General features: G+C 59.7%; 22 protein-coding genes and 2 pseudogenes. 11 read left to right on the top strand and 13 right to left on the bottom strand.

Annotated elements, in window-relative coordinates; translation table 11 throughout:
• Positions 1 to 37: 37 nt before the first annotated feature.
• From ACI5GA_RS05595 to ACI5GA_RS05585, 3 genes are all read right to left on the bottom strand, one after another.
• Positions 38 to 691: a TetR family transcriptional regulator gene (locus tag ACI5GA_RS05595; protein WP_421422109.1), complete on the bottom strand. Its 654-nt coding sequence runs from the start codon at positions 689 to 691 to the stop codon at positions 38 to 40.
• A 13-nt stretch (positions 692 to 704) separates the two neighbouring features.
• Positions 705 to 2,048 carry a CDP-diacylglycerol--serine O-phosphatidyltransferase gene (gene pssA, locus ACI5GA_RS05590; RefSeq protein ID WP_404630891.1) on the bottom strand — a complete coding sequence of 448 codons (1,344 nt, stop codon included), beginning with the start codon at positions 2,046 to 2,048 and terminating at the stop codon, positions 705 to 707.
• 235 nt (positions 2,049 to 2,283) lie between these two features.
• A complete protein-coding gene (locus ACI5GA_RS05585) occupies positions 2,284 to 3,288 on the bottom strand; it encodes an NADP-dependent oxidoreductase (protein WP_421422108.1) in 1,005 nt (334 codons plus the stop codon).
• A gap of 335 nt (positions 3,289 to 3,623) precedes the next feature.
• Between ACI5GA_RS05585 and ACI5GA_RS05580 the strand changes: the two genes are divergently transcribed.
• From ACI5GA_RS05580 to ACI5GA_RS05560, 5 genes and pseudogenes are all read left to right on the top strand, one after another.
• Positions 3,624 to 4,385, top strand: coding sequence for an SDR family oxidoreductase (locus ACI5GA_RS05580; RefSeq protein WP_404630887.1), 762 nt, complete (start codon positions 3,624 to 3,626; stop codon positions 4,383 to 4,385).
• Between the two features lie 103 nt (positions 4,386 to 4,488).
• Positions 4,489 to 5,961: a mechanosensitive ion channel domain-containing protein gene (locus tag ACI5GA_RS05575; RefSeq protein ID WP_421422106.1), complete on the top strand. Its 1,473-nt coding sequence runs from the start codon at positions 4,489 to 4,491 to the stop codon at positions 5,959 to 5,961.
• A gap of 117 nt (positions 5,962 to 6,078) precedes the next feature.
• Positions 6,079 to 7,008 carry a S66 peptidase family protein gene (locus ACI5GA_RS05570; RefSeq protein WP_421422105.1) on the top strand — a complete coding sequence of 310 codons (930 nt, stop codon included), beginning with the start codon at positions 6,079 to 6,081 and terminating at the stop codon, positions 7,006 to 7,008.
• 339 nt (positions 7,009 to 7,347) lie between these two features.
• Positions 7,348 to 8,457, top strand: a pseudogene (locus ACI5GA_RS05565) (HAMP domain-containing protein); the annotation flags it as partial.
• Positions 8,437 to 9,318, top strand: a complete 882-nt coding sequence (locus ACI5GA_RS05560) for a methyl-accepting chemotaxis protein (protein WP_404631719.1) — start codon at positions 8,437 to 8,439, stop codon at positions 9,316 to 9,318. The pseudogene ACI5GA_RS05565 and the gene ACI5GA_RS05560, both read left to right, overlap by 21 nt.
• 140 nt (positions 9,319 to 9,458) lie before the next feature.
• On the opposite strand, the gene ACI5GA_RS05555 is transcribed toward ACI5GA_RS05560, so the two are convergent.
• A complete protein-coding gene (locus ACI5GA_RS05555; RefSeq protein WP_404630881.1) occupies positions 9,459 to 10,646 on the bottom strand; it encodes a benzoate/H(+) symporter BenE family transporter in 1,188 nt (395 codons plus the stop codon).
• Between the two features lie 146 nt (positions 10,647 to 10,792).
• Positions 10,793 to 11,236 carry a MarR family transcriptional regulator gene (locus ACI5GA_RS05550; RefSeq protein WP_421422104.1) on the bottom strand — a complete coding sequence of 148 codons (444 nt, stop codon included), beginning with the start codon at positions 11,234 to 11,236 and terminating at the stop codon, positions 10,793 to 10,795.
• 81 nt (positions 11,237 to 11,317) lie between these two features.
• Between ACI5GA_RS05550 and ACI5GA_RS05545 the strand changes: the two genes are divergently transcribed.
• The 3 genes from ACI5GA_RS05545 (at position 11,318) to ACI5GA_RS05535 (ending at position 13,679) form a co-directional block, all read left to right on the top strand.
• Positions 11,318 to 12,484, top strand: a complete 1,167-nt coding sequence (locus ACI5GA_RS05545; RefSeq protein WP_421422102.1) for a PLP-dependent aminotransferase family protein — start codon at positions 11,318 to 11,320, stop codon at positions 12,482 to 12,484.
• A gap of 49 nt (positions 12,485 to 12,533) precedes the next feature.
• Complete coding sequence (locus ACI5GA_RS05540) at positions 12,534 to 13,136, top strand: glutathione S-transferase family protein (RefSeq protein WP_421422100.1); 603 nt, start codon at positions 12,534 to 12,536, stop codon at positions 13,134 to 13,136.
• A gap of 156 nt (positions 13,137 to 13,292) precedes the next feature.
• Positions 13,293 to 13,679, top strand: a complete 387-nt coding sequence (locus ACI5GA_RS05535) for a lysozyme inhibitor LprI family protein (protein WP_421422099.1) — start codon at positions 13,293 to 13,295, stop codon at positions 13,677 to 13,679.
• A gap of 25 nt (positions 13,680 to 13,704) precedes the next feature.
• On the opposite strand, the gene ACI5GA_RS05530 is transcribed toward ACI5GA_RS05535, so the two are convergent.
• Together ACI5GA_RS05530 and ACI5GA_RS05525 are read right to left on the bottom strand one after the other, a co-directional pair.
• On the bottom strand, positions 13,705 to 14,439 hold the full coding sequence (locus tag ACI5GA_RS05530; protein WP_404631717.1) for a methyl-accepting chemotaxis protein: 735 nt from the start codon (positions 14,437 to 14,439) through the stop codon (positions 13,705 to 13,707).
• A 123-nt stretch (positions 14,440 to 14,562) separates the two neighbouring features.
• Positions 14,563 to 15,249: pseudogene (locus tag ACI5GA_RS05525) on the bottom strand (cache domain-containing protein); the annotation flags it as partial.
• Between the two features lie 832 nt (positions 15,250 to 16,081).
• Between ACI5GA_RS05525 and ACI5GA_RS05520 the strand changes: the two are divergent.
• A complete protein-coding gene (locus ACI5GA_RS05520) occupies positions 16,082 to 16,471 on the top strand; it encodes a response regulator (protein WP_404630871.1) in 390 nt (129 codons plus the stop codon).
• Here the strand turns inward: ACI5GA_RS05520 and ACI5GA_RS05515 are convergent, their stop codons facing one another.
• The gene (locus ACI5GA_RS05515; RefSeq protein WP_404630869.1) at positions 16,472 to 17,080 is read right to left on the bottom strand and encodes a TetR/AcrR family transcriptional regulator; all 609 of its coding nucleotides are present in this window, start codon (positions 17,078 to 17,080) and stop codon (positions 16,472 to 16,474) included.
• 185 nt (positions 17,081 to 17,265) lie between these two features.
• On the opposite strand from ACI5GA_RS05515, the gene ACI5GA_RS05510 reads away from it, so the two are divergent.
• Complete coding sequence (locus tag ACI5GA_RS05510; protein WP_404630867.1) at positions 17,266 to 17,487, top strand: hypothetical protein; 222 nt, start codon at positions 17,266 to 17,268, stop codon at positions 17,485 to 17,487.
• Between the two features lie 164 nt (positions 17,488 to 17,651).
• On the opposite strand, the gene ACI5GA_RS05505 is transcribed toward ACI5GA_RS05510, so the two are convergent.
• Positions 17,652 to 18,410, bottom strand: coding sequence for a hypothetical protein (locus ACI5GA_RS05505; RefSeq protein ID WP_421422097.1), 759 nt, complete (start codon positions 18,408 to 18,410; stop codon positions 17,652 to 17,654).
• Between the two features lie 277 nt (positions 18,411 to 18,687).
• Between ACI5GA_RS05505 and ACI5GA_RS05500 the strand changes: the two genes are divergently transcribed.
• Positions 18,688 to 18,981 carry a hypothetical protein gene (locus ACI5GA_RS05500; RefSeq protein ID WP_404630863.1) on the top strand — a complete coding sequence of 98 codons (294 nt, stop codon included), beginning with the start codon at positions 18,688 to 18,690 and terminating at the stop codon, positions 18,979 to 18,981.
• 47 nt (positions 18,982 to 19,028) lie between these two features.
• Here the strand turns inward: ACI5GA_RS05500 and ACI5GA_RS05495 are convergent, their stop codons facing one another.
• The 4 genes from ACI5GA_RS05495 to ACI5GA_RS05480 all read right to left on the bottom strand — a co-directional run bounded on the left by ACI5GA_RS05495 (position 19,029) and on the right by ACI5GA_RS05480 (position 23,593).
• On the bottom strand, positions 19,029 to 19,817 hold the full coding sequence (locus ACI5GA_RS05495; RefSeq protein ID WP_404630861.1) for an outer membrane protein OmpK: 789 nt from the start codon (positions 19,815 to 19,817) through the stop codon (positions 19,029 to 19,031).
• 359 nt (positions 19,818 to 20,176) lie between these two features.
• Positions 20,177 to 21,532 (bottom strand): nucleobase:cation symporter-2 family protein, encoded by a 1,356-nt coding sequence (locus ACI5GA_RS05490; RefSeq protein ID WP_404630859.1) that lies wholly within the window; start codon positions 21,530 to 21,532, stop codon positions 20,177 to 20,179.
• 217 nt (positions 21,533 to 21,749) lie between these two features.
• On the bottom strand, positions 21,750 to 23,042 hold the full coding sequence (locus tag ACI5GA_RS05485; protein ID WP_421422095.1) for a urate hydroxylase PuuD: 1,293 nt from the start codon (positions 23,040 to 23,042) through the stop codon (positions 21,750 to 21,752).
• 50 nt (positions 23,043 to 23,092) lie between these two features.
• Entirely contained in the window at positions 23,093 to 23,593 is a 501-nt protein-coding gene (locus ACI5GA_RS05480; RefSeq protein WP_404630855.1) for an ureidoglycolate lyase, read from the bottom strand.
• Positions 23,594 to 23,690: the final 97 nt, after the last annotated feature.

The raw sequence follows: 23,690 nt of genomic DNA, 5'->3' as shown, positions 1-23,690 counted from the left end.
CGGGTGTGGTGGTGTACCTGAAGTGTCGCGGTCGGGGTCAAGCCGTGGCATCGGGCAACACCCGAACCCCCCGCACCACCAGATCCTGAATGAACGCCAGCCAGTCCTGCCGTTGCCCCTGAGCGCCCATGTCCTGTCCCAGAAATGAGGTCAGGGTGTGCAGGTTGGAGTTATAGAAGTAGCAGAGCGAGGCGATCATCAGGTACACGTGCTTGAGGTCAACGTCGTGGCGGAACAGCCCTTGCTGCTGACCCGCTTCAATGATCGGCCGCAACACGCCAACCGCCTCACCCGACAAGCGACGCAGTTCGCTGGACTGCTTGGCATGTTTGCCTTTATGCAGGTTCTCGATACTGAGAATGGCGACGAATTCCGGGTGGGTGACGTAGTAGTTCCAGACGAACGCCACCACTTGACGCAAGGTTTCAACCGGAGTCGACGGGTCGAGCTGCAACTGGCTCTCAGCAACGTTGAAACGCTCGTACGTGTGCTCCAGCACTTTGACGAAGAGCTTTTCCTTGCTGCCGAAGTAGTAATAGATCATCCGGTCGTTGGACTCGGCCTCTGCCGAAATCTTCTCGATGCGGCCCCCCGAATACCCGTCGCGGGTGAACACCGTAATGGCCGCTTGCAGAATCCGCGCGCGGGTTTCCTCGGCCTGTTGCGCACGCACCCCTGTGTTTTTGCTCATCTGCCCTTGCTCATCAGAGAATCCGGTACAGCAGGCGTTCGACGCGCACCCGGCTGACACGACGCAAGAACGTGCGCACGCCAAGGGGGTATTCGCTGAGGGTGTCCAGTTCGTCGAACTTGCCCACGCGGTGGGTGTTGCGCATCAGTTGGCTGATTTCTTCGGCGCGAGGAGCGAGCCACTCGCCTTTGGGGTCGTCGATCAGCACCGCGTTTTCCAGATCGAGCTGGAAGGCACGCGGGTTCAGGTTGTTGCCGGTGAGCAGGGTGTAGCGCTCATCCGCCCACAAGCCCTTGAGGTGAAAGGTGTTGTCGCCGTCTTTCCACAGGTGAATGTTCAGCTTGTGTTTCTCTACAGCAGTCTGATGCTTCTGCATGAAGCGGCGCAGGCTGATTTCGTACAGGTACGGCAGCGCCGAAATGACCTTGAACGGCTCTTGCGGCGGGATGAAGAAGTCGTTGGCGGTCTTGTCACCGATGATGATGTCGATTTTCACGCCGCGCTTGAGGGCGCGGTTGATCTCGCGTTTGACCACCAGCGGCATGTTGAAATATGGGGTGCACAGCGTCAGTTGCTGGCGCGTTCCGGCGATCAGGTCGCACAGCACCTTGCTCAGCGGGTTCTTGTTGCCGATGCCCAACAGCGGAATCAGGCGGAATTCGCCATTTTCACGAATTCCTTCGTTGATGTCATAGCTGGCGCGCTTGAGGCGCTGACGGAACTGACGGATTTCCCCGCGAATGCTGCGCGAGGAGGGCGGCGAAGGCAGATCGAGGCGATGCACGGCGTCGGACGGCAGAATCTCCTTGTGCACCAGGCGCAGAAACGAGTCGGCCAGGTCCTTGTTTTCCAGCACCTGATAGCGGTCCAGACGGTACTTGCCCAGTTTATGCAGGTACACGTTATTGATGCTGGCGCCGGTATAAATCACGCAGTCGTCGATGATGCTGCCTTTGAGGTGCAGCACGCCGAATAGCTCGCGGGTTTGCACGGGCACGCCGTAGATCGGCACCTCCTGATCGTGCTCCAGGTTCTGCGCCTGATACCACGCCGAGTTCCCCGCCTGCTTGCCTGCGCCGATCAGCCCGCGTTGAGCGCGGAACCAGTCCACCAGTACAACGATTTCCAGCTCGGGTCTTGCCGCTTTGGCGGCGTAGAGCGCGTCGAGGATTTCCTGACCTGCTTCGTCCTGCTGCAAATACAACGCAACGATGCAGATACGTCGGGTCGCCGAAGCGATCTTCTCCAACAGCGTGCGCCGGTAATCGGCAGCGCTCGGCAGAAGGGTGATCGCCGCGCTGGACGATTCGAAGCCGCGCAGCGCTGCAAGGGTAGAACGTCGGAAGGGAGCCCGCATAAGCCTCTCGATGGATCGAAAATCAACAGCGCACGAGCTTACACCAGAGTGCGCCTTGTGGTGGCTTTGGCAGCAGTATCAGTGACGTGTTCAGCGCAATTTCAGCAAATGAACAGGCGAACCCCCGATCTCTATAGTTACGCGCTCGCCCGCGACAGCCGGGTGTCAGCCAATGTCTATGTCACAGGCATGTCACATCCGCGGGCAAGCGCGCCCTCACCACAACCCGCTCGCGTCAGACCTTCAACACCAACTTCCCGTGGTTCTCGCCGTTGAACAGCATCTGCAGGGTCTCGGGGAACGTCTCCAACCCATCCACCACATGCTCCTTGCTCTTGAGTTTGCCCTGCGCGAGCCATCCCGCCATTTCCAGGCCCGCCTTGCCGAAGTGCTCGGCGTGGTCCATCACCACAAACCCCTCCATACGCGCCCGGTTCACCAGCAGTGACAGGTAGTTGGCCGGACCCTTGACTGCCTCTTTATTGTTGTACTGACTGATCGCGCCGCAGATGACGACGCGGGCCTTGAGCGCCAGACGAGTCAGCACGGCGTCGAGAATATCGCCGCCGACGTTATCGAAATACACGTCCACGCCCTTGGGGCACTCGCGCTTCAGCCCCGCGTGGATGTCTTCGTTCTTGTAGTCGATAACACCGTCGAAACCGAACTCGTCGATCAGGGTCTGGCATTTGTCTTGGCCGCCCGCGATACCGATCACCCGGCAGCCTTTGATTTTGGCGATTTGCCCGGCGACGCTGCCCACCGCACCCGCTGCGCCGGAAATGACGACCGTTTCCCCGGCCTTGGGTTGGCCGACTTCCAGCAGCGCGAAATACGCCGACATGCCGGTCATGCCCAACGCGGCAAGGTAGACCGGCAGCGGCAGCAATTTGGGGTCGACTTTATGAAAACCTCTGGGTTCTCCGACGAAATAGTCCTGCACGCCCAGCACGCCCTGCACGTAATCGCCCACACTGAATTTTGGGTTCTGCGATTCGATGATTTTGCCGACCCCCAGCGCCCGCATGACTTCGCCCAGACCCACCGGCGCGATGTACGACTTGCCCTCGTTCATCCAGCCGCGCATGGCCGGGTCCAGCGACAGGTATTCGCTCTTCACCACCACCTGACCTGGGCCTGCTTCGGCGACGGGTACAGTCTGGAAAGTGAAGTCATCACGACTGGCCGCACCTTTCGGGCGGCGGGCCAGCAGGAATTGGCGGTTGTTCAAAGCGGTCATGGCAGTGTCCTGAGCGAAGAGGAAAAGCCAGTCATAGCTCCGCTCCGGGGCGCCTCGCAAGCAAAGCCGGTTCAGCGAATGCGCACCGATCCATTGGAATGATGTGAGCGCAGTCGCGCTATCACCACAATGCATGAACCGGTAACCGGGGCTTTGATAGTGCTGATGCAGATACAACCTCCCTCGCTAGACTCACGTCATTCCTTGTGGGAACCGGCTTGCTGGCGAATGCGGTGTGTCATTGAGCGGGGATGTGTCTGGCAAACTGGATTCGCCAGCAAGCCAGCTCCCACAACATCGAGTTGCCTATACCCAATAACAAAAAGGACTCATCCATGAGCATGACGTTTTCCGGGCAGGTCGCCCTCGTCACTGGCGCCGCAGCGGGCATTGGCCGGGCCACCGCGTTGGCGTTTGCCGAACAGGGCTTGAAAGTGGTGGCGGTCGATCTGGACGCCGACGGTGGGGAGCAGACCGTCGAACAGATTCGTCAGGCCGGTGGCGAGGCGCTGTTCCTGCGCTGCGATGTGACCAAAGAGGCCGATGTGCAACAAATGACGGCCAAAGCCGTCGATGCCTATGGCCGGGTGGATTACGCGTTTAACAACGCTGGAATCGAGATCGAGAAAGGCCGTCTGGCCGAAGGCAGCGAAGCGGAGTTCGACGCGATCATCGGGGTCAACGTCAAAGGCGTCTGGCTGTGTATGAAATACCAGTTGCCGGTCATGCTGGCGCAGGGCGGAGGGGCTATTGTCAACACCGCGTCGGTCGCGGGCCTCGGCGCAGCGCCAAAAATGAGCATTTACGCGGCGTCGAAACATGCGGTCATCGGCCTGACCAAGTCAGCGGCCATCGAATACGCCAAGAAGCACATCCGGGTCAACGCCGTATGCCCGGCAGTCATCGACACCGACATGTTCCGCCGCGCCCACGAAGCGGACCCGCGCAAGGCCGAATTCGCCGCCACCATGCACCCGGTCGGCCGCATCGGCAAGGTCGAGGAAATCGCCAGCGCGGTGTTGTACCTGTGCAGCGACGGGGCTGCGTTCACCACCGGGCATTCGCTGGCGGTGGATGGCGGCGTAACAGCGTTCTGAAGCACGGCAAAATCCTGTCGCCGCACGGCTTGTATTTAAATGCACCGCCGAGGGTATGCCGGACTGCTACGCTGCATGAGCCATTCACTGCCAGAGTCCCTCGATGGATCACCTGTGGTTCGCCTATCCACTCCTCAGTGCGTCGGTCTTGCTGATCATCGATCTGGTGCTCTGGCAATGGATGCACCCCCGTTTTCTGCGGCGCAAGCTGGCCTGTCGGCTGGTGCTGTTCCTGCTGTTCAGCATGGCGCTGCTCGACGGCGGCCTGAGTCCGCTGTATCAGGTGCCCGCCGAATGGTCGGTGGCCCGGCATGTGCTGGCGACGATCCTGACCATTGCCTGGTGGCTGTTCGGCGCGCGGGCGCTGACGGTGTTGATCGTGGTGATCATGGAGCCCCGCATCGGCGGCAAGGGCCATCTGCTGCAGGACGTCATGGGTGCCATCATCTTTCTCGTCGCGGCGGTGGCTGCGGCGGGTTACGTGCTCGATCTGCCCGTCAAAGGCCTGCTGGCAACCTCTGGCGCGGTGGCGATCATCTTTGGTCTGGCGGTGCAGAGTACGTTGGGCGATGTGTTTTCCGGGATCGTGCTCAACGCCACCAAACCGTTTCGTGTCGATGACTGGATTCGCGTCGATGACATCGAGGGCAAGGTCATCGAAATCGACTGGCGTTCCACCCACCTGCTCACCTCTGAAGGCAGCATGGCGGTCATTCCGAACGCGATGGCGGCCAAGACCCGAATCGTCAACTTCAGCCGCCCCGACCACTTTCATTCCATCACCCTGAGCATTGAACTTTCGACCCGCTTGCGACCCAGTCTGGTGCTCGACTCGCTGGACAAGGCCATCCTCGGTTGTCGCGAATTACTGCCACAGCCCAAGGCTTCAGCCGTGGTCGTGAGGTCGGGGCTGCGCAGCGTGGAGTACGAAGTCACCGGCTATGTGAAATCCCGTGATCGGCGCTCAGCGGTGCGCAATCAGCTCTATGACCTGATCCACCGGCAACTGGCCGCCACCGAGACCCGGGCCGATCAGACACGCCCGGCCACGCGCCAGTCGGCCGTGCTCAATACGGTGGGCGCGCTGCGCATGCTGGGCGATGATGACCGCGCCCAACTGGAGCAGCACATGCACCTGGGGGCTTATGCGGCCAAGGACGTGGTGCTGGCCGAAGGGGTCATCCCTGAGGCGCTCTACATCATTGAGTCCGGCGTGATGTCGGTGTCTATCCAGCGCCCCGATGGCTGGCTGGAAGTCGGGCGCATGGGGCCGGGCGAGCTGTTCGGCGAGACCGGTTTCGTCGACGGAACGCCCACCGTCGGGCGCTTCTGTGCCTACACCGACTGCATGATCTATCGGATTGACAAGGCCGACCTTGAACCCTGGCTGCAGGAACACAGTGAGTTGATCGGTGCTCTGGCGGGGCTGGCGAAATTTCGTAGCAAGGCGCGGGCCGCGATGCTGGAAACCAAGCCGGTGGTCGTGGACCCGAGAGGGTTCATGGGCTGGCTGCGCAAAAACGTCACGCGCTTTCAGGTCAACCGTGGGCCTGGGCCGAACGACAGGATGAGTTGACTTTTCTCACGCCGTTTCTGGGTATGTCCGGACTGTCACGGCGGCGTTCGCCACTGGATTCAATGCAGGGACTGCTCTAAATTGCCAGCTCATTCGAACATCAGCCGAGTTGTTGAAATGCCTGTTTCCCGTCCCGTCCTGAACCCCTCCGTCCTCCGTGCAGGCGATGCCGTTGCGCTGGTGTCGCCTGCCGGACCCGTCGCCGAGTCGAGGGTGCAGGCCGCGGTGCGTGAACTGACGTCGTGGGGGTTGCAGCCCAGGATTTATCCTCACGCGCTGGATGCCGAGCACTACCTGGCGGGCAGCGATGCTCACCGCACGGCAGACCTGAACGACGCCCTTGCCGATCCCGAGATTCGCGCCGTGCTGTGCAACCGAGGTGGCTACGGTGTGCAACGGATTCTTCAACACCTTGATTACGACGCCGTGCGGCGGGATCCGAAACTGGTGACGGGTTTCTCTGACATCACTGCATTGCATGCCGCGTTGTGGCATCACACCGGTCTGGCGACTGTCCATGGTCCGGTCGCCGCGCAACTGGAGCGGGGCGGGCTATTCGCCAGTACCTTGAAGCATGCGCTGATGAGCACCGAACCGACGCGGATACAGGCCGATCCCGATGAACCCACTTACCGCGTCCGCACCTCCGGTGTCGCCAGGGGCACGTTGCTGGGCGGCAATCTCAGTATCCTGAGCACCTGCGTGGGCACGCCGTTCATGCCCGACCTGGACGGCGCGATTCTGCTGATCGAAGACGTGGGCGAATTGGCTTACCGAGTCGATCGGCTGCTCACTCATCTGGGCAATTGCGGGCTGTTGCAGCGCGTGGCGGGCATTGCCGTTGGGCAGTTCAGTGAGCCGGGCCATGGCAACAACCCGATCCGTCCGCCGGACGTATTGATGGAGCGCCTGGGCTCACTGGGTATCCCGTTGCTGGGCGGACTTTCCATCGGCCATGGCGACCGCAATCTGGCCGTGGCGCTGGGTCGCGAGGCGACGCTGGATGCCGATGCCGGAACGCTGACCGTGGCTGCGGCAGCGCGCTGATGTCCCGGCCTGATCGTCCTCGGGTGATGGGCCGGCGAAAACGAGCGTTACCTGCGCACAGGTGTCACTAAAACGCCCGCTTGCGCGCCACTTTCGCCCATCACCTTCTGTCGCTTTTCCGCTGTTTCCGGGCATGGGGAGCCATTGACGGCCTGTTGAACATTCAGGATACGCCGATAACCATTCTGGAAGCGACCTTGGCGTAGCTATTTGCCATTAATCCGACGTCAAACTCTTGTTTTGCCGCTGACCCGTTGCGAATCTGCACGAAAATTGAATGGCCGTGCTGAACATGGCCTCGCCTTGGGCGCCTTTTACGCTGTGATTGGGGATGATCGTATGATGTCGGCCGTGCAATCGCGTTTTGCCAATCTCGGTATGGCAAAGAAACTGGGTATCGGATTTGTCCTCGTTTTGCTGCTGACCGCGCTGGTCGCTGCGATTGGTGTCTGGTCGCTGCGCTCGATCAGCGTGCACTTCGACAGCCTCAAGGAGATGACGGCGCTCAACACCGGCCTCAATCGCGTGCGCCTGATGGAGCAGGATTACGCCTTGCACAGCGACCCGAAAGTGGCGGACGCAGTGCATGCGGGGCTGGATGCGCTGAATACACAGGCCGAACAACTCAAGGCCAGCTCCGCCGTCAACTTGCGGGTCATGGGCGAAGTGCAGCAAGCGCTGTCGGCCTATCGCAAGTCCTTCGATGAATTCGTCAGCATCAGCCAGAGCAAGGACTTGGCGCTGGAAATGGCCAGTTGGTCGGTGTCCAGCGTGGCCAACAACCTTGACGTGTTGCAGGCCGGTCTTGCCGATGACGGCGCCTACAACCTCAAGGACTCCCAGGGGCAGCAGGGCTCGGAATTCATTGAGCAATCCGGGCAGATCAGCCAGATCTCCAAGTTGATGATGCAGGCCATGGACGAGGCGCGGGTGCGTCTGGACAAGAGCCGCAAGACGGGGTCCGGCGAAGAGGCCAAGACCGGCAAGATCGAGCAGGCGGTTCAGGCCCAGGACATGGCCAATCAGCTCAAGGACGTGATCAAGGACCCGGGTTACCTGACCGTGCTGACGGAAGTCATCGGTCACATCACCAATTTCAGCGACAAGCTCAACGAATACACCGGCCTGCTGACGGACGAAGCCAAGGTCTCCCAGCAATTGGCCAGCAATGCCAAAACCGTGGTGCAGCAGGTCAATCAAGCCTACGACGCCGAAGACCAGTCGATGCTCGGCGAGTTGCAGGCCAACTCGCTGAAGATCATCGGCTCATCGATTCTGGCGCTGTTCGTCGGCCTGATTGCGTCATTCGTCATTACCCGGATCATCGTTGCTCCGTTGCGCAGCGTGATTGCCATTGCTCAGCGCATTGCGGCGGGCGATCTGAGCGGCAACGTGCAGGTCACGCGCAAGGATGAAATCGGCCAGTTGATGCAGGCCATGCAGCAGATGGGCGCGGGCCTGAGCGGCATCGTCAGCGGGTTACAGGCGGGGATCGAGCAACTGGCCACTGAAGCGCATTCACTCTCGGCAGTGACAGAGCAAACCAATCTGGAAGTCAGCACCCAGAAAGAAGAGACCGAGCAGGTCGCGACCGCCATGAACCAGATGACCGCCACTGTGCACGATGTGGCGCGCAACGCCGAGGAAGCCGCATTGGCCGCGCAGACCGCCGACACCAAGGTCGACAGCGGCCAGGCGGTGGTGCGTCAGAGCATGCAGCGTATCGAGCAACTGGCGACATCGGCGAACTCGGCCAGCGACAGCATCGAAAGTCTTAGCGCCGAGATTCAGAACATCGGCAAGGTGTTGAGCGTGATCAAAAGCGTGGCCGAGCAGACCAACTTGCTGGCCCTCAACGCGGCCATCGAAGCGGCGCGGGCGGGCGAGCAGGGCAGGGGCTTTGCGGTGGTGGCCGATGAGGTTCGCGCACTGGCCAAGCGCACTCAGCAATCGACCGAAGAAATCGAGCGTCTGGTTACCCGTCTGCAAACCGGTGCTCAAGCGTCGGTGACCCAGATCCAGAGCAGTGGCGAATTGGTGAAACTGGCGGTCAGCGACGCGTTGCAGACCGAAAGTGCGCTGGGCAGTATCGCGGCGGCCGTGTCGTTGATTCAGCAAATGAACCAGCAGATCGCCGCTGCGGCGGAAGAGCAAAGCTCGGTGGCCGAAGAGATCAACCGCAGCGTCACCAGCATCCGCGCCAGTGCCGACCAGTCAGCGCTGGCCATGCAGGGTAACGCCGCGTCGAGTATTCAACTGGCGTCGCTGGGGATGGAATTGAAAGGGATGGTGGGGCATTTCAGGCTTTGATACCAAGCGCATCACCTTGTGGGAGCCGGCTTGCTGGCGAAGGCGTTGGGTCAGTCACCTCTATGTTGCATGACACACCGCTTTCGCCAGCAAGCCGGCTCCCACAGGTTCAACCGCAGGGCATGAGAATCAGAAATGCATCACTTCCGGTAATTCAAGATCACCAGCGTCAACACCCCCGCCACGATCCCCCAGAACGCTGAACCGATGGAGAACAGCGTCAGGCCTGAGGCCGTCACCATGAAGGTGATCAGCGCTGCCTCACGTTCCTTGGGTTCGTTCATCGCCACGGTCAGGCCGTTCATGATCGAACCGAACAATGCCAGTGCGGCAATCGACAACACCAGTTCTTTTGGAAACGCTGCGAACAGCGCCGCCAGCGTTGCGCCGAACACCCCGGCGATGGCGTAGAAAATCCCGCACCAGATGGCCGCCGTGTAACGTTTGTTGCGGTCTTCGTGCGCGTGGGGGCCTGTGCAGATTGCGGCGCTGATTGCCGCCAGGGTGATGCCGTGGGCACCGAACGGTGCGGTGAGCATCGAAACCAGGCCCGTGGCGGAAATCAACGGTGAGGCGGGCACGTGGTAATCGTCTGCCCGCAAGACGGCAATGCCAGGCATGTTCTGGGATGTCATGGCCACCACGAACAGCGGGATGCCGATGCTGATGGTCGCGCCTAGCGAGAACGACGGTGTGGTCCATTCAGGAATGGCGACTTCCAGTGTAAAACCACTGAAGTTCAGCATGCCGAGCATCGCGGACAGCCCCACGCCGACCAGCAATGCCAGCAACACGGCATATCGCGGCGAGTAACGTTTGACGATCAGGTAGGTGAAAAACATGCTCAGCACCAGGCCCGTGCGATGCTGGGCAGCGACGAAAATCTCGCTGCCGATCTTGAACAGGATCCCCGCCAGCAGTGCCGCCGCAAGGGAGGTCGGCAGGCGTTTGACCATCTTTTCGAAGCTGCCGGTGATGCCGCAAATGAACACCAAGGCTGCGCTGGTGATGTACGCGCCAATGGCCTCTGGGTACGCCACGTGCCCGAGGCTTGTGATCAGCAGGGCTGAGCCGGGCGTCGACCAGGCCACCGAAATCGGCGAGCGATAACGTAGCGACAGGCCGATGCTGCACACCGCCATGCCCATGAACAGCGCCCAGATCCACGAGGAAATCTGCCCCGACGTCAGCCCGGCGGACTGGCCCGCCTGAAAGATCAGCACCAGCGAACTGGTCACGCCGGTCATCATCGCGATGAAGCCTGCCACGATGGCCGAAGGGGAGGTATCGGCCAGAGGGCGCAGCGGCGTGTGGGTCGCGTCGGTCATGCGGTGTTTCCTTGGGACGATGAGTGAGGGGAGTGGCAAGCCTATACGCAGTTGTCACAATTCATTGCAATACAGCCGTAAACGCATTGATCGGCACAGTTGAGCAGGCGTGCCGATACCCTTCTGTGGGCTCACTCCTACAGCCGTCAGCCGCGACTTAAGGTATTACCCAACGCCTGATTCACCGCCAGCCAGCCATCCACCGCTTCACGACCGGCCTCCGCGAACACCCGTTGCAGCAGTTTCACCTGCTCGCGTCGCAACGACTCTTCCAGTTTCGCCCCCTCCGCGGTCAGCTGCAGCAGACGTTTGCGCTTGTCGTCCTCGGGGGCAACGCTGAGCACCAGTTCCATTTCCACTAATTGGCGCAGCGGCGTGTTCAGCGCCTGCTTGCTAACGCCCAGAACGGTGAGCAGTTCCTTCACGCTCAGGCCGGGGTAGCGTGCGATGAAAAACACGATGCGCTGGTGAACACGGCTCAGGCCTCGACGATCGAGCATCTCGTCGGCCTTGGCGGTAAACGCCTGATACCCGAAAAAGAACGCCTCCATGGCGATCTGCTGGGTCGATGAATTTTTAAGGTCAAGCATATTGACGTATCCGGGTGTGTCGTCGTAAGTTCGGTCAACCAGTTTGACGTATTTCCAATTATGTCCGCCAGTGGTGATCTCATGGCTTTTTCCGAACGCGTCACCCGTTTGAAGAGTTCCCTGATTCGCGAAATCCTCGCGGCTGCCCAGCGCCCGGAGATGATGTCCTTCGCCGGTGGCCTGCCCGCCGAAGCGATGTTGCCGCAAACCGAATGGGCAGAAATGCCTCGTAGCATCGGCCAATACGGTATGAGTGAAGGCGAGCCTCAACTGCGCGAGGCGCTGGCAGCACAGGCCCGAACGCTGGGCATTGAGTGCGAGGCGAGTCAGGTGATGATCGTCAGCGGCTCGCAACAGACCCTGGATCTGGCGGCCAAGCTGTACATCGACAAAGGCACCGAAATCCTGCTGGAAGGCCCGACCTATCTGGCTGCCCTGCAGATTTTCCAGTTGTTCGGCGCCGATTGCCTGACCGTGCCATTGCTCGCTGACGGACCGGATCTGGATGTTCTGCGCCAGCGTCTTGAGCGCCACAAGCCCTCATTCGCCTACCTGATTCCGACATTCCAGAACCCGTCCGCCGTGCGTTACAGCGAAACGGCGCGGGTCGCGGTGGCGGCCTTGCTGGACGAGTTCAACGTTACGCTGATCGAAGACGAACCCTATCGCGACCTGACCTTCGATGGTGGCAGCGCTCGACCGATTGCCGGGCGTCTGAAGAAGGCCAGTTGGATCTACACCGGCACCGTATCGAAAACGTTGATGCCCGGCCTGCGCGTGGGTTTCCTGATCGCCTCTAAAAACCTGTTCCCGCATCTGCTCAAACTCAAACAGGCCGCCGATCTGCACACCAATCGAGTCGGCCAGTGGCAGGCGTTGCAGTGGATCGGCAGCGAGCGCTACGAGCGGCATTTGGCGGATCTGCGGGACTTTTATCGCACCCGCCGCGATCTGTTCGAAGCGGCATTGCAGCGCCATTTCAGCGATTTGGCCGAGTGGAACAGTCCTCGGGGCGGCCTGTTTTTCTGGCTGGAACTCAAAGAAAAACTCGACACGCGCACACTGCTCAACACGGCGCTTGCACAGAACGTCGCGTTCATGCCCGGCGAGCCCTTCTTCACCGAACCGGACGCCAACCCCGGCTATTTGCGGCTGAATTTCAGCCACATCGATCCGACACGACTTGACGAAGGGCTGAAGCGACTGGCGGCGGTCATCCGACAGGCACAAGCGGCCCTTGCGGCCTGATACATTACGCACACGCACCATCTGAGCGGCATTGAGGGGAGAGCAGCAGATGTACAAGGTTTACGGCGATTACAACTCGGGCAACTGCTACAAGATCAAGCTGATGCTCAACCTGCTGGGCGCAGCTTATGAATGGGTGCCGGTGGACGTTCTCAATGGCGAAACCGAGACCGAAGCGTTTCTGGAAAAGAACCCCAACGGCAAGATCCCCGTACTGGAGCTTGAAGACGGCACTTGTCTGTGGGAGTCCAACGCGATCCTCAATTTTCTCGCCGAAGGCACGCCGTACCTGCTGACTGAACCGCGCCTGCGTACGCAAATGTTGCAATGGCAGTTTTTCGAGCAGTACAGCCACGAGCCGACCATCGCCGTGGCACGTTTCATCCAGTTTTATCTGGGCCTGCCGGAAGAGCGTCTGGAGGAATACCGCGTGCTGCACAAGCGCGGCTACAAGGCGCTGAAAGTGATGGAAAAGCAGTTGGTGCGCACGCCGTTTCTGGTGGGCGAACGGTTCTCCATCGCCGACATCGCGCTGTACGCCTACACCCACGTCGCCCATCAGGGCGGTTTCGACTTGAGCCAGTTCCCGGCAATTCAAGCCTGGCTTGAGCGGGTGAAGGAGCAGCCGGGTTACGTCGGCATGCTCGACTGATTACAGGCGCGAGTTAAAAAAGCCGGCCATGGCAACAGTGGCCGGTTTTTTTATGTCTGAATGTTGTGCCTGACCTGTCAGGTGACTGAAGCGTTTAAGCTGCGCGCCCGCTGGGCAGCCGTCCCGGACGATCAATCAAGAAACAGGGAGATTTAAATGCGCTACGCGATGATGGCAATGGGCATATTCATGACACTGGGCATCGGTTGCTCGGCTCAGGCAGCCGAATGTGACGACACGCAAACCTCGATGAATCAGTGCGCGGGTCAACAGTACGCAGCGCTGGATGCCGCGTTGAACACGCAATACAAGGCGCAGATGGCCTTTCTGAAGAGCCCGGCGCAGAAGAAGGCACTGCAAGACGCACAGAAGAAGTGGATCGCCTTTCGTGATGCTGACTGCCTGTATCAAGTTGGCAAACGTGAGGATTCAGGTTCCATCTGGCCGATGGAGCAGGCGCAGTGTCTGGCTGAGCACACCAAGGTTCGCGTCGAGCAGTTGAAGGCGTTCGTGGCCTGTCGCCAGGAAGGCTGCCCGCGCTGAGGCGGGCAACCGAACAGGGCGGGGCTTAGACGCGGAACTGTCGCAGCAGCCCGTTCAACTGCTCGCTCAACCCTTTGAGTTGCGCGCTGGCCGCGCTGGATTGTTCGGCGGCGACGGCCGTGCTTTGTGACAGTTGCGCCGCCTGCGTCACGTTCTGGTTGATGTCCTCGACCACGTGGGACTGCTGCAACGTGGCGCTGGCAATCGAAGCGTTCAGGCCATTGAGGTTGCGCAGCGCCTGGCTGATGGAGGTCAGGCTCTGGCCCGCGAGGTTGGCCTGTTCGATGGTCAGTTGCGACGCGCGGCTGCTGTCGCCGATCACTTTCACGGCAGCGTCGGAGTGGGATTGCAGGCGTTCGATCATCGCTTGAATCTCGGCGGTCGACTTCTGGGTGCGTTGCGCCAGCAGCCGCACTTCGTCTGCCACCACGGCGAAGCCGCGGCCCTGATCGCCTGCGCGCGCCGCTTCGATGGCCGCGTTCAGCGCCAGCAGGTTGGTCTGTTCGGCGATGGAGCTGATGACCTCCAGCACTCCGCCAATCTGCGTACTTTCACTGGACAGCGTGCGAATCACGTCCACGGCCTGGTCGATGGTCCCGGACAGGTGACCGATCTGCTTCAGGCTGCTCTCGATATTGGCTTGACCCTGCTGGGCCTGGGACTCGGCGTTACGCATCTCGCTGGCGGCGTGTTCGGCGTTCTTTGCGACGTCCTGCACGCCGTAGGTCACTTCGTTCACGGCCGTTGCGACTTGCTCCATCTGCAGCGATTGCTGCTGGCTGCGCTCCTGGGCCTTAACTGCATTGTTCCCCATGTCCCCGGAAGCCTGCCCCAATTCAGTGGCTGACAACTGCAGGTCATGGATGACTCGGCGCAACTTGGCGGTGAAGGCGTTGAAATGGGTCGCCAGTTGCGTGATCTCGTCCCGACCTTGGGTTTGCAGGCTTCGGGTCAGGTCACTTTCGCCGCTGGCAATGTTGGCCATGGCCTCTACCGTGGCCTTCAGTGGCCCGGCGATGCTGCGTCCGATCAGGGTCAGCAGCAGCGCCATGACCAGAATGATCCCGGCACTGATCGACAGCGCCTTGATCACTTGTTGCCGGAATTCTGCCTGTACGTCATCGACATACACGCCAGAACCGATGATCCAGCCCCACGGCGTGAACAGCGAAATATAGGAAGTCTTCTCCACGGCATCGCTGGCCCCGGGTTTCGGCCAGCGATAATTGACTACGCCCGCACCCTTGGCTTTGGCCAGGGTGACCATTTCATTGAAGACCTGAAACCCGTCGGGATCCTTCACCCCCGAGAGGTCCTGCCCCACGAGCTTGGGGTTGGCCGGGTGCATGATCATCACCGGGCGCAGATCGTTGATCCAGAAGTAGTCGGTCTGGTTGTAGCGCAGGCCGCGAATGGCATCCATGGCCTGCTGTTGGGCCTGTTCGCGGGTTAACGTTCCGGCGGTTTCCAGGCCATGGTAGTAGTCGAGCAGGCCGCTGGCGGTCTGAACCACATGCATGGTCTTCTGGGCTTTGGCGTCGTACAGGTCGTCATGGATTTGTTTGAGCATGGCCACGGCCAGCGTGAACAACATCAACACAGCGACGATGAGGATCAGCCACAGACGCCGACTGATCGAGAGATTGCGCATATTCATGACCGTCACTCCGTTCATTGTTCTTGTTATGGCGCGAACCGTTTCGATACCGGCTCACCGACAGCGAATCGCTTCCCCGGCGAAGCGTTGATAAAAGCGCCGCTGTCATAAAGCATCTCGGCGTTGATGAGATAAACCTGAGCGCACAGACCCTATTTAGGCTGCTAGCCGTCGGGTAAGGCCGAATCATCGTATATGTTCTTCAGGGGTGACCAAAAAGTGACGTCAGATTTTTTACAGGTATGGCGAAAGGCTTACACGAAGTGGAGATTTTTGCTCTATGTTGGATCCCATCGGCGCAGTACATTGGATCCATCAACTGCAGCAACGGACCGCTGCAGGATCAGGGACGATCGACCGTTGCCAGGCATTGGCGGCCGACAGGAAGTTGGACGGTCTTGCACAAACCCGCTTCGGCGGGTTTTTTTATGGCTGCAGGAAAGTGGCGGATTTCCTGGACGCCCACGTTGTACGCTGTAGCAGCATGGGTTGCCTGCGGTGAGGTCCTCAACACCGCTGCTGCCGACAAGCCGGACGGCTACAGGTGGCGAGGCCTTCAAAATCGCTGTTGTCAGCAAGCCGTGTCTACGGCGCATTTATCTCCAACCCCCCATTCTTTAGAACAAATCTGTCGACTGGATGGAATTTCCGGCGCGTGCGTCGCTCACAGTACCGACAACAACCCGAGTCCAGGATTGGGCCGACCGGGCAGGCAATGGGAAGAATTATGGTGGGTGCAGCGCAAATGGCAGCGAACGGACAGCAAAAGGGACTCATTCTGGTGGTGGAAGATGAGTCGATCATTCGTGATTTCGTCTGTGAAATTCTGGGTGATGAAGGGTTTAGCACCTACGCCCTGGAAAACGCGGACGACGCCGCGAAGTTTCTGGACGATCATGCAGACCGCGTGTCATTGCTGCTCACCGACATCCTCATGCCTGGCACGTTGAACGGTGCGGATCTGGCGAATCTGTCTGGCAACAAATGGCCGCAGATTCCGATCCTGATCATGTCCGGTCACGAAACACCGGAGAGTTCGGGCGTTCAGTACCCCGTGACGTTCATCCGCAAGCCGTGGAGCTTCGGTCAATTGCTCGACGGCGTGGACAAGGCGCTGCAAGCAGGCAAGGCCTGATCAGCACTCCGGTTCACAGCCTTTGAGCACCATGCGGATGATGGTTTGGGCGGCGGCTTCGTAGTCGGCGTCGTCCAGCTTCGCCTTGCCGGTCACGGTGGAAATCTGCCAGTCGAAGTCTGCGTAAGTCTGGGTCGCTGCCCAGATGCTGAACATCAGGTGATGAGGGTCGAGCGGGGCGATCAGACCGTCGTCGATCCAGCCCTGAATGCATTCGATGTTGTGCCGGGCCTGGTCGTTGAGCTGGGCCACTTGCTCAGGCGTCAGGTGCGGCGCGCCGTGCATGATTTCGCTGGCGAACACCTTGGACGCGAAGGGCAGGTCACGGGAAATGCGAATCTTCGAGCGGATGTAGCCGCTCAACACCTCGGCAGGAACCCCCTCGCGATTGAAGGGTGTTGACGCCTGCATGATCGGCTCGATGATGCTTTCCAGCACCTCGCGATAGAGGTTGTCCTTGGATTTGAAGTAGTAATAGACGTTGGGCTTAGGCACACCGGCCTTGGCGGCGATGTCGCTGGTCTTGCTGGCGGCGAAGCCTTTATCGGCGAATTCTTCACTGGCTGCGCGCAGGATCAGTTCTTTGTTGCGCTCGCGGATGCTGCTCATAAAGCGGAATGTCCTTGCCTGCTCGGCGGTGGCGAATGTTAGCACCGGCCTCCTGACAGGCTCAAGATTGGGGCCTGATGACGCTGCGCTGTAATCCATGTGAGCGCCAATGGTATGGTTGCGCAAGCCGGAACAATCTGGCGCCTTTCAAGGCCTGAACGGGTAGTGGGTGACGAGGTGCGAGTATGAACAGTCCTTTGTTTTCCAGCGTGGTCGCCTATGCCCAGCACTGCGAGCGGCAGTTGGTGGAAATTCTGCATCGCCGGCCGAGCCTGGACCGGCAGCAGGTCATGACGTGGGTCGATGAACAGAGCCATGCCATGAAAGATACCGATCCGCTGGATCTACTGCGTTCGCTGAACGCCCGGGTCAGGGCGGGCAAACCATTGCCGTGGGAGGTCAATTAAGGGACTACGTGTCAGTCCTCTGTGGGAGTCGGCTTGCTGGCGAATGCGTACTGTCAGGCGATTCATCTGTGACTGCACCACCACGTTCGCCAGCAAGCCGGCTCCCACAGTGGGCATGCGTACCGGCAACTGGCTCACTCCCGCTGGTGGGCGAAGCGTGCTGATCAATTCTCTGCGATTTCTCCATAAGCCGTTTCTGGCTTGCGGTTGTAGTACGCCGCCATGCCCACCAGCACCACCAGAATGCTCAGCAGTACCAGCGATGAACCCACCGTGCCGAAGTCCAGGCCGCCTTTTTCGTAGGGTTTGGTCAGCACGTCGCCCAGCGTCGCGCCGAACGGCCGTGTCAGGACAAAGGCGATCCAGAACAGCGCCATTGACGACAGGCGCGTGGTGTAGTGCAACAGTGCAACCACGGCGATGGCGGTGCCGATCAGCGAGGCGCCGCCCATGAAGCCCAGCCCCGAGTCGTCGGCCAGGAAGTCACCCAATGCGGTGCCCAGCGTGTTGGAAAACAGAATCGCGAACCAATAGAACAACTCTGCCTTGAGCGTGGTCACGCGGGTCACCGACAAGGATTTTTCGCTCAGGTACCAGACGCTGAAAATCGCCAACAGAATGGCCACCAGAATCGCTGAACCTGCGGCATAGCCCAACCCCAGCGTACGGTCCATGAAATCCGACATCGTGGTGCCTGCGGTGCTTGTCGACAAAATCACGATCCAGTACAGCACAGGGTTATAGCGTTTTGACGCCAGTTGCGTGATCAGCGTGACGACGAACACGCTGATCAGGATCAGCGAACTCATCAAATAGCCGACATCCAGCGTCATCGACAGCAAGTCACCCGCCGTTTCGCCCAGTGTCGTGGCGCATATTTTCATGACCCAGAACGCAAGCGTGATCTGTGGAAGTTTATTCATTGTTAATACCCGCAAAGGTCGACAGCGTTTCAAGAATGCCCGCCAGCCAATGGCTGACGATGCCGCATGATCGGGGGGCGGGTGTTAAAAATAGGTCGTACGAACATGAAAACCCCATGAAAGAACAGATGCGTTCAACCGCGCCTTACAGTTCCAGACCAAGGGCATTCATTACGCGGGCGTGGGGTGTAAACTGACCGACGGCTTTCCAAGGACCGGAGCGCCACGTCACGACCGAAGATATAAAAAAGGAGATAGACCGATGCATGGATATGGCATGTCCGGTGATTTATTACACTTGGCGTTTTATTTACTGACCATCGTCGCCTGGTTGTACTTGTGGCTGGTCTGTTTGTTCAACGCAAAGATGTCGCTCAAGCGCAAGTTGGGCACGCATGCGTTGTTGATCTGCGCGCTGGGTGTGCCGAGTCTGGCGACCGTGATGGTGGGCGGAGCGTTTTTGTTGTTCGGGCTGGAATATCTTTTGTGGAGTCTGGCGGTCGTCGGCGTCGGGATGCCGATTGTGGGGGCCAGGCTGGTGAGCAAGGATCTCTCTGTAGAAACCCGCTGAAAAGCCGCATTTGCGGCGTGGGTAGTTGATACCCACGCCGCTCATGATCAGAAGAACACCTTCACCAACAGGCTCGCCGTGTTCTGGTCAGTATCGAAGTAACGAGTGTCATTGATCCCGTACTTGTTGGTCCAGTAGTCATACTCGATACCCACGTACAGTTGCTTCTCCGGCAGACTCATCGCTTTGCCCAGGTCATATTTGATCTGGGGGTTGAAGTGCAGGTTGGAGTGGTAGTCGCCTTTGGTGTTGGACTGTTTGTTGTCCACGACCCAGTCCATGAAACCGTCGATCAGGATGTCCGACTTGCCCACCGGGATGGTGTACGACCAGACCGGGGTGATCTGCCAGGCGCCGTAACCGGCACGGTGGCCATCGTTGTAGCGCTTGTAGAAGTTCAACTGGAAATAGTCAAAGCCGGGAATGTCCAGGTCGAAGCCCGGGCCGATCAGGGTGGACTCGACATCACCTTCGCCGAATTCGTAAGTGCCTGCCAGCAGCACGTCCTTGATAGGGCCGAGTTCAAACTTGCGGTCGAAAATCTTGCCCATCGACAGGCGAGGAGAGAATTCGCCGTACAGGGTGTTGTTGCCCACGCCCGCATCTTTCTTGCCGTTGTAGAAGATGTTGTCGACGAACAGGAAGTTGTCGCCGTATTTCCAGCTGTCCGCGTGTTCGAAGGTGAACGTTTGCTGAATTTCCGGGTTCACGGCGAAGTTCTTGCCGTAGAGGTAGGTCAGGCTGTTGCTCTGCCATTGCAGCAAATCGCCGGACATTGCCGGGGCGGCGGCCAGCAGACTACCTGCGGCCAAAAGGCTGGAAAGCGTGCGGTTCATTTGTTTACTCCCTTCGTTAAAAGTCGTTGTTTCTGGTGGTTGACGCTCTGTCGTGGCGTCTTCTTTTTTGCTGATTTAGTTGTCCATTTGGTCAACTTGTTACGCACAGCAAGACCTGCGCCAAGACCCTGAAAAAAGACAAAAAAGTCTCGTCAGCTGTCGTGAAAACAACCGATAACGGAATTTTTCGTTGCCTTTTCGAGGTCGCAGGCGCTGATCGGTTTGTTGTCCGGTCAGTCAGATTATGAATGGTTGTTGTCGAGCACTGAATTCGAGCGGCGGCGGAGGATACTGACTCACGCCGTCGCCCTCAAGTGCTCTGCGACAGAGCACCCGAGTCGAAAACAGGGCAGCGTTGATTAATGCGAGTGCAGCGGCCCGGCCATGGCCGCGCGTTCGGCCCCGCCGAGTACGTTGAACAGCAGGTTCAACAGCACCGCGCTGAGGGTTGCCATGGCGATACCGCTGTGGGTGATGGGCCCCATCCAGTGGGGTAATTGGCTGAAAAACTCCGGACGCACCACCGGGATCAGGCCCATGCCGGTGCTCACGGCGACCAGCAATTGGTTGCGGCGGTCGGAGATATCGGCTTCCTGCAAGATCTTGATGCCTGTCGCCGCGACCATGCCAAACATCGCGATAGCGGCGCCCCCCAAAACGGCGGGCGGAATCGAGGCCACCAGATACGCTGCTTTCGGCAGCAGGCTCAGCAGCACCAGAAAGCCACCGGCGACCATGGTCACCGAACGGCAGCGCACGCCGGTCATTTGCACCAGGCCAATGTTCTGGGCGAACGAGGAATGGGTGAAGGTGTTGAAGAAGCCTGCGACGAACGAGGCCGCGGCATCGCACAGCAGGCCCCGGCGCAGCATGCCTGGCGTGACTTCACGATCGGTAATCTTGCCCAGCGCCAGGAACATCCCGGTGGACTCGACAAAGATGATCACCACCACCAGGCACATCGAGAGGATCGGCGCGAGGCTGAAGGTCGGCATGCCGAAATGCAGCGGGGTGACGACTTTGACCCAGTCGGCCTGCGCCAGACCGCTCAGGTCTACCATGCCGATGAAGCCCGACAGAATGTAGCCCAGCCCCATGCCAATCAGCACCGAAATGTTGACCCAGAAGCCGCGCATGAAGCGGTTGATCAGAAGGATGGTCAGCAGCACCAGCGCCGCGACGCCCAGGTACAGCGGGTCGCCGAAGCTTGAGGCCTTGCTGCCGCCACCGGCCCAATTTACCGCCACCGGGAACAGTGACAGGCCGATGGACGTGATGACAGTGCCGGTCACCAGCGGTGGGAAAAAACGCACGATTTTCGACATGAACGGCGCGATCAGCATGCCGAAGAAACCGGCAGCGATGGTCGCACCGAAGATCCCCGGCAGGCCGACGCCGGGCATGCCCGCCATGGCGACCATGCTACCGACCGCGGCAAAGCTGGCGCCCATCATGATCGGCATGCGAATGCCCAACGGGCCGATGCCGAATGACTGCACCACGGTGGCGATGCCTGCGACGAGCAGGTCGGCATTGATCAGAAAGGCGATTTCTTCACGGGAGAGGCCAGCGGCCTGGCCGATGATCAGCGGCACCGCAACGGCACCCCCGTACATCAACAGGACGTGTTGCAGGCCTACCAGAATCAGTTGCATCAAGGGCAGGGGCTGTCGTGGTGGCGCAGCAGGGATGCGCGCGTGAGTTGACTCGGACATGCAACACCTCATTGTTCTTATTGTTGAGTACGCCCGTTGCGGCTGGGCGGTGGAACGTGTGAATCAGGTAAAGCTGTTGCGGTCCCCTGTGGGAGCCGGCTTGCTGGCGAATGGGGTCTATCTGACACAGGGTTGTCGACTGACACACCGCTTTCGCCAGTAAGCCGGCTCCCACAGGAGTTGGGTCCATCAGGGGCATCAGCGACACCCCGTCACATCAGTTCGTCTGCGCCCCTTTATCAATCCACTGCCCCAACAGATCACGTTCCTGTTGGGTCATCTGGGTGATGTTGCCCAGCGGCATGATCTGCGCAGTGACGGCCTGGGCCTGGATGCGCGGGGCCAGTTGCTGGATCTGTTGCGGGGTGTCGAACATGATCCCGGCCGGTGCGCTGCTGAACAGTGGGCTGGTTGGTTTTGCCGAGTGGCAGACCGCGCAGCGCTCTTGAATCACGCTGTGAACCTTCCCGAAATCCACGCCACCGGCATTGCTGGCCTGGGCAGGTGCAGCGGCAGGGGCTTTTTCCGGCTGAGGTTCATCAGCGCGATGGCCACCAATAGCGGTCGCTGGCAACGGCTGGTACTGGATCTTTGCCACGTCAGGGCCGTTGTTCAGTTGCGCAGGACCTGTGACGTACGCCAGGCAGATCATGCCCAACGCACCAACCGGCAATGCCCAGGCGAACTTGTTGCTGTCGTGACGGGTGTTGAAATAGTGACGCACCACCACTGCACACACCGCGATGCCCGCCAGAATCAGCCAGTTGTACTGGCTGCCGTAGGTGCTCGGGAAGTGGTTGCTGATCATGATGAACAGCACCGGCAGGGTGAAGTAGTTGTTGTGGCGGGAACGCAACAGGCCTTTGGCGGGCAGCGTCGGGTCTGGCGTGCGGTTCTGCTCGATGGCTGCCACCAGCGCGCGCTGGGCAGGCATGATGATGCGGAACACGTTACCGACCATGATCGTGCCCATGATCGCGCCGGTGTGCAGATAGGCACCGCGACCGCTGAACACCTGAGTGAAGCCATAGCACGCGCCGATGATCAGCACGAACAGTACCAGACTCAGCAGACCAGGACGTTTGCCCAGGGGCGAATCGCACAGCACGTCGTAAATGAACCAACTGGCGATCAGCGCGCCGACACCGATGGCGATGCCTTCAGCGCCGCTCAGGCTGCTGCCCGGAGCCAGCAGGTAAAGGGTCGGGTTGGAGTAGAACACGATGCACAGCAGCACGATGCCCGACATCCAGGTCCAGTAGGCTTCCCATTTGAACCAGTGCAGGTTGTCCGGCATCTTGGGCGGCGCCAGTTTGTATTTTTCCAGGTGGTAGATACCGCCACCGTGGATCGCCCACAAGTCACCGGACAGGCCGTCGCGGGGGTTAACGCGGTTGAGGTTGTTCTCCAGCCAGACAAAGTAAAAGGATGCGCCGATCCAGGCGATCCCGACGATCATGTGAATCCAGCGCACGCCCAGATTCAGCCATTCCATCAGATGTGCAGCCACAGTCTTTACCGTTCGCTTGTCCCTCTTGCCGGAGGGATAAGCCCTTCTTATTAGTGGGGATCGAGAATCATCTTCTGACTCTCTTCGAAGAAATGCTCATCGCAGTTATGGCCACTGCCACTGCGATCAACCACCAGGAAGTCATCCCGCTTTTCGATCGTCAGCACCGGGTGGTGCCAGACGCCGCGATGGTAATTAACACCCTGCCTGCCATTGGTGATGAAGGCACGGGTCAGCTCTGGTTCAGGTACATCGCCAAATGGCGCGACCACGACCAGAAAAGGGTTGCCGAGCAGCGGAATGAACGCCTGGCTGCCCAGCGGATGGCGTTCCAGCATGCTCACGGTGAGCGGCATGTCTTGCGCGTCGGCGCGGAAGATGCTGATGATCGCGCTGTCGTCCGGCATGGCCGTTTCGACGGTCGCCAGCTTGTGAAAGCGCATGGTCGAGCCGTTGTTGATCATGAAATGATCGCTGCCATCGGTTTCGATGACATCACCGAAAGGGGCGAAGGCTTCTTTGGTCAACGGCTCGATAATCAGTTTGCGCATGCGGGTTCTTCTGTTCTCAGGTTCAAGATTCATGTGCGTCAGGCCCAATCACGGATCCGGGGTCTGACACATTTCCTGTGGGAGCCGGCTTGCTGGC

Origin of the sequence: Pseudomonas sp. Pseu.R1 (genome assembly GCF_045764065.1) — a bacterium.
Classification (GTDB): Bacteria; Pseudomonadota; Gammaproteobacteria; order Pseudomonadales; family Pseudomonadaceae; genus Aquipseudomonas.
This window is presented reverse-complemented; position numbering and strand designations above follow the sequence as displayed.

Coding starts and splice junctions, on each gene's coding strand:
- ACI5GA_RS05595 (WP_421422109.1), bottom strand. CDS start 691: ATGAGCAAAAACACAGGGGTGCGTGCGCAACAGGCCGAGGAAACCCGC.
- pssA (WP_404630891.1), bottom strand. CDS start 2,048: ATGCGGGCTCCCTTCCGACGTTCTACCCTTGCAGCGCTGCGCGGCTTC.
- ACI5GA_RS05585 (WP_421422108.1), bottom strand. CDS start 3,288: ATGACCGCTTTGAACAACCGCCAATTCCTGCTGGCCCGCCGCCCGAAA.
- ACI5GA_RS05580 (WP_404630887.1), top strand. CDS start 3,624: ATGAGCATGACGTTTTCCGGGCAGGTCGCCCTCGTCACTGGCGCCGCA.
- ACI5GA_RS05575 (WP_421422106.1), top strand. CDS start 4,489: ATGGATCACCTGTGGTTCGCCTATCCACTCCTCAGTGCGTCGGTCTTG.
- ACI5GA_RS05570 (WP_421422105.1), top strand. CDS start 6,079: ATGCCTGTTTCCCGTCCCGTCCTGAACCCCTCCGTCCTCCGTGCAGGC.
- ACI5GA_RS05560 (WP_404631719.1), top strand. CDS start 8,437: ATGCAGGCCATGCAGCAGATGGGCGCGGGCCTGAGCGGCATCGTCAGC.
- ACI5GA_RS05555 (WP_404630881.1), bottom strand. CDS start 10,646: ATGACCGACGCGACCCACACGCCGCTGCGCCCTCTGGCCGATACCTCC.
- ACI5GA_RS05550 (WP_421422104.1), bottom strand. CDS start 11,236: ATGCTTGACCTTAAAAATTCATCGACCCAGCAGATCGCCATGGAGGCG.
- ACI5GA_RS05545 (WP_421422102.1), top strand. CDS start 11,318: ATGGCTTTTTCCGAACGCGTCACCCGTTTGAAGAGTTCCCTGATTCGC.
- ACI5GA_RS05540 (WP_421422100.1), top strand. CDS start 12,534: ATGTACAAGGTTTACGGCGATTACAACTCGGGCAACTGCTACAAGATC.
- ACI5GA_RS05535 (WP_421422099.1), top strand. CDS start 13,293: ATGCGCTACGCGATGATGGCAATGGGCATATTCATGACACTGGGCATC.
- ACI5GA_RS05530 (WP_404631717.1), bottom strand. CDS start 14,439: ATGGAGCAAGTCGCAACGGCCGTGAACGAAGTGACCTACGGCGTGCAG.
- ACI5GA_RS05520 (WP_404630871.1), top strand. CDS start 16,082: ATGGCAGCGAACGGACAGCAAAAGGGACTCATTCTGGTGGTGGAAGAT.
- ACI5GA_RS05515 (WP_404630869.1), bottom strand. CDS start 17,080: ATGAGCAGCATCCGCGAGCGCAACAAAGAACTGATCCTGCGCGCAGCC.
- ACI5GA_RS05510 (WP_404630867.1), top strand. CDS start 17,266: ATGAACAGTCCTTTGTTTTCCAGCGTGGTCGCCTATGCCCAGCACTGC.
- ACI5GA_RS05505 (WP_421422097.1), bottom strand. CDS start 18,410: ATGAATAAACTTCCACAGATCACGCTTGCGTTCTGGGTCATGAAAATA.
- ACI5GA_RS05500 (WP_404630863.1), top strand. CDS start 18,688: ATGTCCGGTGATTTATTACACTTGGCGTTTTATTTACTGACCATCGTC.
- ACI5GA_RS05495 (WP_404630861.1), bottom strand. CDS start 19,817: ATGAACCGCACGCTTTCCAGCCTTTTGGCCGCAGGTAGTCTGCTGGCC.
- ACI5GA_RS05490 (WP_404630859.1), bottom strand. CDS start 21,532: ATGTCCGAGTCAACTCACGCGCGCATCCCTGCTGCGCCACCACGACAG.
- ACI5GA_RS05480 (WP_404630855.1), bottom strand. CDS start 23,593: ATGCGCAAACTGATTATCGAGCCGTTGACCAAAGAAGCCTTCGCCCCT.